Raw genomic sequence first — 11638 nt, 5'->3', positions numbered from 1 at the left:
GCCACGACGGATACCCCTGGTTCCGCGAACCGGTCGATCCGGACCACCCGAACCGGCGGCGCGAACCCTTACGGTCGCACGGCAGGCGAACCATGACCGTCCACCCAGCGGCGGCATGACCGCGGTTGGGTAGGGAGCGGTCAGGTGAACAGGCGCTGGCCCCACCATTCGCCGTCCTTCAAGCCAGGAGGCGCGGCGAAGATGGCGGACGCGTTCGGGATCAGGTACTCGGTCATCGCGTCCTTGCGGGACAACTGGTGCTGCATTGGAACGAACTGTTTGAAGCTGTCGCGGTTGAAGGCGATGAAGAACAGTCCCGCGTCGAGGTGGCCGAAACCGTCGGAGCCGTCGGTGAAGTTGTATCCGCGGCGGAGGATCTGGACGCCATTGTTCTGATCCGGGTGCGCCAGCCGCACGTGTGCGGTCCGAGCGATCATCGGCGATCCATATGAGGTGATATTGAAGTCCGGCTCGTCGAACTCCCCGGCCTTGCCGATCGGAGCGCCCTCGCCCTTCGTTCGACCGACGATCGTCTCTTGCTCCTTCAGATTCGCGCGGTCCCAGGGTTCAATGTCCATCCGGATACGTCGGGCGACGAGATAGGTGCCGCCCGTCATCCACTGCGCGGCAGGCGGATTGTCCTTTTCCGCGACCCACACATGGTCGTCGAGCACATCGGTGTCCTCGGCGCGGATGTTCGCGGTTCCGTCCTTGAACCCGAACATGTTGCGCGGAGTGTCCTGTCCGCGGGTCGTCGACGACGTACGCCCGAAACCCAGTTGCGACCACCGCACCGACACGACACCGACGCCGATCCGAGCCAGATTGCGGACCGCGTGGACGGCGACCTGAGGATCGTCGGCGCACGCCTGGATACAGATGTCGCCGAACGACCTCGACGGCTCGATCTTCTCCGCCGCGAACGCAGGCAGATCCGCGAGAGCGGCAGGCTTGCGTCCGCCGATCCCGAAACGGTCCTTCCGGTTCGGGTCCGATGCACTCGCTCCGAACAAGCCCGGACCGAACCCGATCGTGAGAGTGAGATGGGCAGGGGAGAGCCCGAGCGCCTCGCCGGTGTCCGCGGGCGGCGTGTAGTCACCGAGATCCAGCGCGCCGCCCTCGACGGTTTCCTCGCCACGCGTCATGCGCTCCGCGGCGACGGTCCACCGCTTCAACATGTCGATCAACGCGTCACGCGAATCGGTGACGACGTCGAACGCCGCGAAGTGCAGACGGTCCTGCGCCGCGGTGGTGATCCCGGCCTGATGGTCGCCGCGGAACGGGACCGTCTGGTCGTCCGGAGATGCATCAGACGACGAGCCGACGCCGTAACCACCGGCCGCTCCCGCGACACCGCCGACGACCAGGCCCGCGCCCGCTGCCCCGAGGACGGCGCGGCGCGAGACTCCCGGGCTCTCCCCGCTACCCACTACTTCTTCTGCATCACGATGCCGGGTACCTGAGAGAGGCTCGCCGACAGCGCGTCGATCTTGTCCGACAGGCCCTTACGGGTGTTCTCGTCGACCTGGTCGTACGACTTGTAGCCGTCGCCCTCCTGCAGCGCGTCGATCGCCGACCGAACCTCACCGAACTGGGCGGTGATCTTGTTCATCAGATCCGGGCTTGCCTTCGAGATCATCGGCTGCATCTCGGCGATCAGCGTCTCCGCACCGTCGATGTTCGCCGCGAAGTCCCACAGGTCCGTGTGGCTGTAGCGGTCTTCCTCGCCGCCGACCTTCGTCGCCGCGATCTCGTCGACCAAGGCCTGCGGCCCCTGGACGAACGACTGAGTCTCGAACTGGAAGTCCGGCTTGTTGACTTCGGTCTGCAGCGTTTTCACGTTCGTGAGCAGGCCGTCGGCGATCTTCGCGATCGCTTCCTTCGTGTCAGCGGTCTTCGCCTGCGCGGCGTCGGCCGGAGCCACCTGGTCGCCCGCCTCGCCCACATCGGAGGCCTGCGGTGCCCACAGGTAGCGCTCGATCCGGTGGAAGCCGGTGAACTCGACCTTGCCGTCCTCGGTGTCGTCCCACCGCATGTCGACCATCGGATCGAGATCCGGGAAGCTCTCGGCGACCGGCTCCACGCGCTCCCAGAAGGTACGGACCTGACCGAACTGCGAACGCGCAGCATCGAGATCACCCGACTTCACCGCTTCGGTAAACGTCTGAGTCTGCGCGACGAGACCGTCCACCTGGCCGCGGACATACTCGAGGTAGCGAGCCTTCGCGGCTTCGACGTCGGCCGGAGCTTCGCTCTTCTCCTTCTTGTCGCCGGTCACGTTGACCTCTGTGCGGATGCCCTGACCGACCATGCCCGGCTTGCAGGCGACGGTGTACGTGCCCGGGTCGACGATCTCCACGCCCAGCTTGCCCGTGAGACCTGGACCGATGTTCTCGACCTCGCCGAGCACGCGGTTGTTGTTGCCGTACACGTAGAACTCAGTGACCTTCGAGCCCGAGTTCGTCACCGCGAAATCGACCTGACCGGTCTGAAGATCGGTGCTCGAGAGATCGCACGCGTCGTCGGTCGACGTCACCGTGATGGCGCCCTCGCCGTCGGACTTCGACTCGCACGCGGCGAGTGCGATCGGCGTGGCGACAGCCAGGCCGAGGATCGTCGCGGTCCGAAGACCGCGATACAGGGACGTGGTGGCCATGAGATTTCCTTTCGGAGGCGTACTCGGCGATTGCGAGTATCAGGAGGAGACAGACAGGGAGTCGGACTTCGTCGACGGCGCGGGACCGGCGCGCTTGGGCGATCGACCGCGCATTACGAACAAGGTGCCGACGATCGCGACGTACGCGACCCACACGATGACCTGCAGCCGCGTCGGTTCGGGGCGGAAGTTGAAGATGCCCTGCAGGACCTCTCCGTACCAGGCGCTCTGGTCGTACCAGGAGGTGATGTCGAAGGCGATGTTATGCAGGCCCGGCAGCCAGCCGTACACCTGCAACGCGTGCACGCCGTACCCAGCAATACCTGCGGCGACGACGATCAGGAACAAGCCGGTGTAGTAGAAGAATCGAGCGAAGTCGATGCGGACGGCTCCCCGATACAGCAGCACCGTCAGAACAACCGCCACCAGGATCCCGAGAAGCAGCCCGAGCAGCGGCCACGGTCCGTTCGACGAACTCTCGGCGTACCCGACCATCAGCAGCGCAGTCTCCAAGCCTTCGCGGCCCACCGCGAGGAACGCGAGTCCCATGACTGCGGCCGGGCCAGCCGCCATCGCTGTCGACAACCCCGACTTCAGTTCGCCGGAGATGCTCGCCGATGCCTTCCTCATCCACAGCACCATGAATGTCACGATCACGACCGCGACGATCGATGCGATACCCGCGATCAACTCGGCTGCCAGCGACGAGACGGTCGATGTACCGAACTGGATGATCAAGAAGGTGCCGATCATCAATGCGAGTGCGACGCCGACGCCCGCCCAGATCCACTTCAGTGCGTCACGCCGACCCGACTTGACCGCGAACGCGATCAGGATCATCACGACGATGCCCGACTCGAGGCCCTCGCGGACACCGATCAAGCCGCTCCCGAACATCTGGGTTACTACAGACGGTGCGCCCGACGCGGCGAGAGGGATCATCGGCGACTTCAGCTTTCATGAGGCAAGGCATACCAAAATGGCAACGCTCAACAATAGCGCTCGACGCCCTTCGAGTGAATAGCGAGTACTGCGCGAGTCACGAAGCGAGGTCGACGGCCGCCGCGAATGCCGCGAATCGGTGTCTCCCCACGTCATAGCCTTGCCGAGCGATGAGGGCGTCGCGGATCTGCGGGTGGATGCGCGCAGCGATACCTGTCCACCACGGTTTGTGGGAGCGCGGCAGGTCGTCGAGCAACCTGTCGGACGCGGCCGAGAACACCGGGGAGAGTCGGAGATAGTCGGGCCGGAACTCGCGGAGGTCGCGGTCGGCGTACTCGGCGCGGTGCAGTTGGGAGATGGCGCGCGGGAGGTCGGCGTCGATGTGCGCCGCGACTCCCGACATCAGCCCCTTCATGACGGGAACGTGCGGCTTGCGGTCGTCACGTCGCTCGCAGGCCGACCACGCCCGCTGCCACATGGGCTCGCACGGCGCGCCGCTCTCGAACGCGACGAGACTGCGCGTGTAGTACTCGTCGAACACCGGAATGAGTGAGAGCACCCAGTCGGGGTTGTCGACGCCGCCGCGATCGCAGATTCCGAGCATCTCGTCGGTCACATACGAGTACACGCGGGCGAACCACTGCTTGGGGTCGTCGTCGGCGGCTAGACGGTCCGCGGTCTCGCGCTGCTGGGTCAGGACCTGCGTCGCGGCGCATCGGGAGGTGGTCAGATCGACGTCGGAGCGGGGCATGACGGTGGGCGGCGCGACCGGCGCGGGCGGCTTGAGGCCGGCGAGCAGATCGAGGGATTCGGCGACCTGCCCTCGGACCCGGTTGGCGAGGAGCGTGGTCGCGGTCTGCGAGACCAACTGCATTCGGGCCGTCCAGGTCAGCGTGCATCCAGTCGGGGTCGGCGTGATCTCCTGGCGCCCGGAATGGTCGAGGAGTGCGGGCCCGCCGTCGTAGACGCGGTAGTCGAATGATCGCGCGAAATCGGAGCGCTCGACCACCTCCCGGAGCTTTGCCCGGCCACCGGGCAGGGTGACCGTGCGTAGGGCGCCGACGCCGTCTGCGCGGTCGCCGACCCCGGGATCGCGGAGTTCGATCCGGGCGGTCGACCACCGGTTCATTTGGTCGGGTTCGGTGAGCATGGTCCACGCCTGTTCCGGCGAACAGTCGAGGTCGCGGCGCAGCCGGAACTCCCTCACGCGACCCTCCCGTACCTGGCGGCGTCCGGATCGGCGAGGTCGATCCCGAGTTGCGTGGTCACAAGCCGCAGTTCCCGCTGAGCGACACGGGTGTCCGATCCGAAGACGCCGAGCGCTCGCAGTACCTCGCGCGAGCGCACCAGCGGTCGGGCCAACGCCACCACGTTGTGCAGGGGCGTGGCCCGCAGTCCCATCGCCGACGCGATGTCTTCGTCGACCCAGCGCGTGGACACACTCGCGAACAGAGTGCGCAGTACCGGTCGCGTCACCGTGTGGACCGCTCCGTTGATGGCGTTCGCCACCGCGGGCGGCAACGGCAGCGGGAACTCGGTGCGGAACCCATCGTCGAGCAGCGCCGACACCAGGGTCCGTGCATCGGGGTCGGGTTCCATCCGGAAGGCGCGTGCGACGCGGTCGATCTCCGCGGCATCGGCAAAACTGCGGGGCAGCAGGTCGTCGTCGACGCCCATCACCGAGCCGATCCACCGCCACATGTGCGTGATCGCCTCCCGTTCCGCGGGCGAGTACCGCAGACCGAAGTCGTGGCCGATGCGCAACGGCAGTGCGAGGAACCCCGCCGTGATCGTGAACTGGCTGTAGGTCTGATTGATCGGAACGCCCCACTGCTCGGTGTCCCACCCCTGACGGTGCACGAGGTGATGGCGCACCATCGCGTGCACCAACCGGATGCGCAGCGTCTGCACCCAGCCCGCCCGTCCGACCTCCATGTACTCGGGTGCGGTGGCGAGCGCGACCCAGCGCGCCGTCGACTGAACCCGGTCCCAGGTGCCGTCGGTGAGACGCCCCGTCGCGCTGAGTGGTCGCGTGAATCCGCGCGCCTGATAGCCGTAGATCAACGATTGGTACAGCGTCGACGACTGCAACGAGCCGAATCGCCACCACGCCATCGCGCCCGCACGTGCGAGGGCCGGGTCGTACCAGGTCGGTGGGGTGCGGACAGCGTCGAGAAATTCAGTGAGAGCCGGTGGGGACGGCGAGTCTGCGCCTTCGAGCGCAGCCATCACGTCCTGCCATGTCATCGCATCCGGGGCTCCCTGCCGGTCGAAGAACTCGGCGATCACCGCGTCGGCCAACCGGTCGCCTCGCATGAGGCCCGCGGCCATGCTCGCCGCGCGCTCCGGGTGGTCGGCGGCGACGGCATCCCAATTCCGGGCCCCGGTGATGGCGGCCGCCTGGTGAGCGGTGATCGGCTCCATAAAAGACAGTGTGTTCTTTTATGAGACGGACGTCAAGATCCGTCTACCAAAGATCCGTCTACACGGTTGGTCGCGGACAGACCCGACCACAACAGCGACGTGACATGGTCGACGAGTTCGTCGCGGCTGATCTCCCGCGTAGCCGCCCACCACTCGACACTCGCCGCGACGGCGCCGACCATTGCTCGGGCCCACACGGGCGCGGGTGCGTCGTCGAGTCCGCGTGTCGCGAATCCCGCACGCAACACCTGCGTCAACGTCGTCTCGACGAACGACCGTCCGTCGCTGCGCCATCGGGCCGCGAGGATCGGGGCGAGCGCCGGATGCTCGTCGAACCACACAGCAAGTAGGTCGACGGCCGCCCGAGTCTGCGAGTGCGGATCCCTCGACCCCCCGGCCAACGACTGCATATGTGCCACGATTCGCCCCGAATGGCGGGCGGCGAGTGCGTCGATCACAGCGTCACGGTCGTCGAACGCTGCGTACACGGCGGACCTGGTGAGACCGGCCTGGGCGGCGACCTGACTCAGCGACACGTCCGCACCAGACTGTGCGATCGCGCGTTCGGCGGCATCGAGCAGCACCGCGCGTCGCGCATCCCGATCTACTCCCGGACCAGGGGGTCTGCCGCGTCCGCGGTTGATATCGCTCACAGGACAGACGCTACTGGGAACCTCGGCGGGTCGTCCGGAGTTAGGTAGGTGATGTGGCACCCTGGTGCGCGGCCCTGAGCGAGGGCCACTCGGTGCGAAAGGACGGATCACCTGTGGCGAGGGCCAACACTCTTCGACGCGTCGCACTCGGGGCGACGGCCGGACTGGCAGCCGTCATGCTGACCGCCTGCAACATCGAGATGCCGTGGGACAGCCCCGATATCCCCGACGGGCTCCCGCCGGGCCCCGGTGTCCAGCAGCCCTACGTCGACATCCACGCCGCGGGCCGCACCGCCGACACACTGCGAACGTGGGCGACGCCGCTCGCCGACGACCTCGGAATCCCGGTCACCTCGATGGAGGCATACGGCAACGCCGCAGAGATCCAGCGTCAGCAGCACCCCGAATGTGGAATCGCCTGGACCACCGTCGCCGCAATCGGCGGCGTCGAGACCAAGCACGGGACGCACCACGCCGCCGACGTCGCAGCGAACGGTGACGTGCGCCCGGAGATCCGCGGACCACAGCTCGACGGAACCAACGGCAATTGGGAAATCCGCGACACCGACAACGGGAAGATCGACGGCGACGCCGAGTTCGATCGCGCCGTCGGACCGTTCCAGTTCATCCCCAGCACGTGGCAGCGGTACGGCGTCGACGCCAACGGCGACGGCAAAGCCGACCCCGACAACATCGACGACGCCGCGCTGTCGGCGGCGCGCTACCTGTGCGTGTCGTCCGGTGGTGACATGACGACTCCCGAGGGGTGGGAGAAGGCCGTGCTGACCTACAACAACTCGATGGATTACGTCCTCAAGGTGCGCAATCACGCGAACGCGTACTCCGTCAACGTCAGGTACTGAACGGGCGGTCGCGACCGAGCCATTACCCTGATAGACGTACCCGAAGGCGGCGCCGCACGAGGCGTCGGCACGACCATCTGAATGGGGCTGGAACAAGTGGCAATTATCGAGCAGGTTGGCGCGCGCGAGATCCTCGATTCCCGAGGCAATCCGACCGTCGAGGTGGAGGTGGTACTCGGAGACGGGTCATTCGGTCGGGCAGCGGTCCCGTCGGGCGCATCCACCGGTGAGCACGAGGCCGTCGAGCTTCGTGACGGCGGTGATCGTTACCTCGGCAAGGGCGTCCAGAAGGCAGTCGAAGCGGTCCTCGACGACATCGCCCCCGAAGTGGTCGGCATCGAAGGCGACGATCAGCGCGTCCTCGACCAGACATTGGTAGACCTGGACGGCACCCCCAGCAAGTCACGTCTCGGTGCGAACGCGACCCTCGGTGTCTCGCTCGCCGTCGCCCGTGCCGCAGCCGAGTCGGCGGGCCTTGACCTGTTCCGTTACGTCGGCGGTCCCAACGCCCACATCCTGCCCGTCCCGATGATGAACATCATCAACGGCGGCGCGCATGCCGACAACGGAATCGACTTCCAGGAGTTCATGATCGCGCCGATCGGTGCGCCGACCTTCAAGGAGTCCCTGCGCTGGGGCGCCGAGGTGTACCACGCACTCAAGTCCGTCCTACACAAGCAGGGGATGAGCACGGCGCTCGGCGACGAGGGCGGCTTCGCCCCCGACCTGCCGAACACCGAAGCGGCTCTGGACGTCATCGCCACCGCAGTCGGCAACGCCGGCCTCAAATTCGGCAGCGACGTCGTCGTCGCACTCGACTCCGCGTCGACCGAGTTCTTCACCGATGGCGCCTACCAGTTCTCCGGTGCACCGAAGACCGCTGAACAGATGATCGACTTCTACGCCAAGCTGATCGCCGACTACCCGATCGTGTCGATCGAAGACGGCCTCGCCGAAGACGACTGGACCGGGTGGGCCGCGCTCACCGAGGCCATCGGCGACAAGGTGCAGCTCGTCGGCGACGACCTATTCGTCACCAACCCGGAGCGACTGGAAGAGGGCATCAGCAAGGGCATCGCCAACGCTCTCCTGGTGAAGGTCAACCAGATCGGCACCCTGACCGAGACCCTCGACGCCGTCGCGCTGGCCCACAACAACGGCTACAAGTCGATGATGAGCCACCGCAGCGGCGAGACCGAGGACACGACCATCGCCGATCTGGCAGTCGCCTGCAGCTGTGGCCAGATCAAGACCGGTGCCCCGGCCCGCTCCGAGCGCGTCGCGAAGTACAACCAGCTCCTGCGCATCGAAGAAGGTCTCGGCGACGCCGCGCGCTACGCCGGTGACCTGGCGTTCCCGCGTTTCAACGTCGACGCGTGATCAACTGATACGTATGGGTGAATCGACGTCCGGGCGCGGCGCCCGGGGCCGGAGCAGCCGTCGGGACGACAAGTCCCGACGGTCACGACCGGTACCCCGCCGCACCCGGAGTCGGTCGTCCGACGATGATCTCGGCGCCCTCGCCGACGCGGTCGCGTCGCCGTCACCGTCAAGGGCCGAACCTGCGCAGGAGCGGCGCCCGGCCCGTGGTCGCGGACGCCGGGCGCGTCGACCAATGACGTCGTGGCTCGGTCGCGTCGACCCCAAGCGGGCAGCCGTGATCGCCTTGGTCGTCGTCTTCCTCGCGTTGACGCTGGCGGTCCCGGTGCGGACGTATCTGTCGCAGCGCAGTGAGTTCAACGAGCTGCAGCAGGAGAACGCCGAACTGCGGCAGGAGGTCGCCGACTACGAACACAAGGTGGTCGAGCAGAACGACCCCGCCTACATTGAGGCGAAAGCACGCGAACGGCTGCAGATGGTCAAACGTGGCGAACGCCAGGTGATCGTGATCGCGCCGAACAAAGAACAGCAGGAAGCCGCGGAACGCGCCGAACGTGAGCGCGAAGCCAACCCGTGGTACCAGAACATTTGGGATGCGGTGTCGACACCGCCGGAGGGCAAGTGAGCGTTTCCGACAACGACCTCGCGGCCGTCGAGCAGCAGCTCGGGCGGGTGCCGCGGGGCGTTATTGAAGTCAGTTACCGGACCCCGGACGGTGCGCCCGCCGTGGTGAAGACGGCGCCGCGGCTCCCGGACGGGACACCGTTCCCCACTCTTTATTACCTGACTGACCCGCGGTTGACGGGCGCGTGCAGTCGCCTGGAGTCCGGCGGCGTGATGCGCGAGATGCAGGCGCGTCTGGCCGAGGACGACGAACTCGCCGCAGGCTATCTCCGCGCACACCTGAGCTACCTCGCTGAACGCGACGCGATCGAGTCGCTTGGCACCGACTTCACCGGGGGCGGGATGCCCGACCGAGTGAAATGCCTGCACGTCCTCGTCGCGCATTCGCTTGCGAAGGGGCCGGGTGTCAATCCGCTCGGCGACGAGGCCGTCGCCATGCTGGCCGACGTCGAGAAGCTCCGCGGCATCGCCGTGCCCGCAGATTGGGCGCACCTGCCTGAGGGCGCCGAATGACTCGCGTCGCCGCCGTCGACTGTGGGACCAACTCGATCCGTCTGTTGATCGCCGAGCCCGGGGGAGAAGGATCACTCGTCGACGTCGCCCGCGACATGCAGGTGGTCCGTCTCGGGCAGGGCGTCGACGCGACCGGGGAGTTCGCTCCCGAAGCGATCGAACGCGTGCGCGCCGCGCTCGCCGACTATGTGGACGTGATGCTCGACGCAGGCGTCGACCGCGTCCGCATGGTCGCCACCTCGGCGACGCGGGACGCGGGGAACCGGGACGAGTTCTTCGCGATGACCGCGGAGCTGCTCGGCGAGATCGAGGCGGGTGCTGTCGCCGAGGTGATCTCGGGCGACGAAGAGGCGCGTCTGTCGTTCCGCGGTGCGGTCGGCGGCCTCGACCCCGCGGACGGGCCGTTCGTCGTCACCGACCTCGGCGGCGGCAGCACCGAGGTCGTCGTCGGCTCGGTGACCGTAGGGAACGCAGTCGTCGCGGGCGCGTATTCGACGAACATCGGCTGCGTTCGACTCACCGAGCGTGCACTGCACTCGGATCCGCCCACGCTGGACGAGGTCGAGACGGCCGTAGGCGTGGCTCGTGAGGAGTTGGCGAAGGCTTTCGCCGAGGTGGACGTCTCATCCGCCCGCACTTGGGTCGGCGTCGCCGGGACGCTGACGACGTTCGCAGCTCTGCACGCGGGACTCGATCACTACGATCCCGAGGCGATCCACCATTCCTCGATCGGTCTGGCCGACCTGCACAAGCTGTGCTCGAAACTGGTTGCCATGACGCGCGCCGAACGTCTCGATCTGGGACCGATGCACCCCGGTCGCGCCGATGTGATCGGCGGCGGAGCCCTCGTCACTCAGGAGTTGGCCCGCAACTTCGCCGACCGGGCGGCCATCACCGAGATGGTCGTCTCCGAACACGACATCCTCGATGGCATCGCGCTGGGACTCCTGGACTGAGGGTGCGCGGGCTGGGGCTACTTACGCCGCAGCAACGTCACGTCGTTGCAGGCTTCGCACACGTCGTCGGGGATGAGGCCGCCGCGCTGCAGGTACCCGAAGGCGATGCAGCCGAGGCAGACGCCGAGCACGGATTCCAACACTGCCGCGACGATCAGGACGCCGACGACGATCTGCGCGGCGAGTCCGAGCCCGACGAGGGACAGGACGAACGCCGTGCCGGAGAAAGCGAGTCCGACGACCTGGGCGAACCGCTTCGGCGGGCCGGGAACGATCTTCTCCTTGCGCCACATATGAGGGACGATCACGTGCACCGCGATCCGGCCGAACGGCGAATAGCGCGGGCCGCCGGCCACGCGCAGTAGAAACCCCAGCGCCAGCACGCCGTACAGCCACGGCTGATTCACCGCGATCGAGACGACCGCCAGTACGACCACGAGACCCGCCGTGGACCGCGCCGCGAAGTCGTTCACCGGATTCGGGAAATCGAGCACACCACGGTGCCACGACGGCGCCGCTTTGACGGCGACGGGTGCGTCCACCTGGGTGAACAGGGAATCGGGCGTGCTCATCGTGGTGCTCCTTCGATCGGCCGTTTCACGGTAGGTCGGCGAAACGGCGACGTCG

12 protein-coding genes are annotated in these 11638 nt (G+C 67.0%); 5 read left to right on the top strand and 7 right to left on the bottom strand.

What is annotated here, in order from left to right:
* Nucleotides 1-140 precede the first annotated feature (140 nt).
* The 6 genes from efeB to ACTIMF_RS04480 all read right to left on the bottom strand — a co-directional run bounded on the left by efeB (nt 141) and on the right by ACTIMF_RS04480 (nt 6675).
* A complete protein-coding gene (gene efeB / locus ACTIMF_RS04505) occupies nt 141-1430 on the bottom strand; it encodes an iron uptake transporter deferrochelatase/peroxidase subunit (protein ID WP_442349079.1) in 1290 nt (429 codons plus the stop codon).
* Nucleotides 1430-2656, bottom strand: coding sequence for an iron uptake system protein EfeO (gene efeO / locus ACTIMF_RS04500; RefSeq protein ID WP_442349078.1), 1227 nt, complete (start codon nt 2654-2656; stop codon nt 1430-1432). The genes efeB and efeO overlap by 1 nt, the downstream gene beginning before the upstream one ends.
* A 39-nt stretch (nt 2657-2695) precedes the next feature.
* Nucleotides 2696-3598, bottom strand: coding sequence for an iron uptake transporter permease EfeU (efeU, locus tag ACTIMF_RS04495; RefSeq protein WP_442349077.1), 903 nt, complete (start codon nt 3596-3598; stop codon nt 2696-2698).
* A 97-nt stretch (nt 3599-3695) separates the two neighbouring features.
* Complete coding sequence (locus ACTIMF_RS04490; protein WP_442349076.1) at nt 3696-4805, bottom strand: DUF5995 family protein; 1110 nt, start codon at nt 4803-4805, stop codon at nt 3696-3698.
* Complete coding sequence (locus ACTIMF_RS04485) at nt 4802-6022, bottom strand: oxygenase MpaB family protein (RefSeq protein ID WP_442349075.1); 1221 nt, start codon at nt 6020-6022, stop codon at nt 4802-4804. The genes ACTIMF_RS04490 and ACTIMF_RS04485 overlap by 4 nt, the downstream gene beginning before the upstream one ends.
* Before the next feature lie 32 nt (nt 6023-6054).
* Nucleotides 6055-6675 carry a TetR family transcriptional regulator gene (locus tag ACTIMF_RS04480; protein WP_442349074.1) on the bottom strand — a complete coding sequence of 207 codons (621 nt, stop codon included), beginning with the start codon at nt 6673-6675 and terminating at the stop codon, nt 6055-6057.
* A gap of 176 nt (nt 6676-6851) precedes the next feature.
* Between ACTIMF_RS04480 and ACTIMF_RS04475 the strand changes: the two genes are divergently transcribed.
* The 5 genes from ACTIMF_RS04475 to ACTIMF_RS04455 all read left to right on the top strand — a co-directional run bounded on the left by ACTIMF_RS04475 (nt 6852) and on the right by ACTIMF_RS04455 (nt 11011).
* Nucleotides 6852-7538, top strand: coding sequence for a lytic transglycosylase domain-containing protein (locus ACTIMF_RS04475; protein WP_442349083.1), 687 nt, complete (start codon nt 6852-6854; stop codon nt 7536-7538).
* 96 nt (nt 7539-7634) lie between these two features.
* Complete coding sequence (gene eno, locus ACTIMF_RS04470; protein WP_442349073.1) at nt 7635-8918, top strand: phosphopyruvate hydratase; 1284 nt, start codon at nt 7635-7637, stop codon at nt 8916-8918.
* A 235-nt stretch (nt 8919-9153) separates the two neighbouring features.
* Nucleotides 9154-9543 (top strand): FtsB family cell division protein, encoded by a 390-nt coding sequence (locus tag ACTIMF_RS04465; protein WP_442349072.1) that lies wholly within the window; start codon nt 9154-9156, stop codon nt 9541-9543.
* Entirely contained in the window at nt 9540-10055 is a 516-nt protein-coding gene (locus ACTIMF_RS04460) for a DUF501 domain-containing protein (protein ID WP_442349071.1), read from the top strand. The genes ACTIMF_RS04465 and ACTIMF_RS04460 overlap by 4 nt, the downstream gene beginning before the upstream one ends.
* The gene (locus ACTIMF_RS04455; RefSeq protein ID WP_442349070.1) at nt 10052-11011 is read left to right on the top strand and encodes a Ppx/GppA phosphatase family protein; all 960 of its coding nucleotides are present in this window, start codon (nt 10052-10054) and stop codon (nt 11009-11011) included. The genes ACTIMF_RS04460 and ACTIMF_RS04455 overlap by 4 nt, the downstream gene beginning before the upstream one ends.
* A 17-nt stretch (nt 11012-11028) precedes the next feature.
* Here ACTIMF_RS04455 and ACTIMF_RS04450 read toward each other — a convergent pair whose 3' ends face one another.
* On the bottom strand, nt 11029-11583 hold the full coding sequence (locus ACTIMF_RS04450) for a DUF4395 domain-containing protein (protein ID WP_442349069.1): 555 nt from the start codon (nt 11581-11583) through the stop codon (nt 11029-11031).
* Nucleotides 11584-11638 lie beyond the last annotated feature (55 nt).

This window comes from Gordonia sp. (in: high G+C Gram-positive bacteria) (genome assembly GCF_052106715.1).
Taxonomy (GTDB): domain Bacteria; phylum Actinomycetota; class Actinomycetes; order Mycobacteriales; family Mycobacteriaceae; genus Gordonia.
Note: the sequence above shows the minus strand (reverse complement) of the source record. Positions and strands in the feature narration are given on the sequence as shown.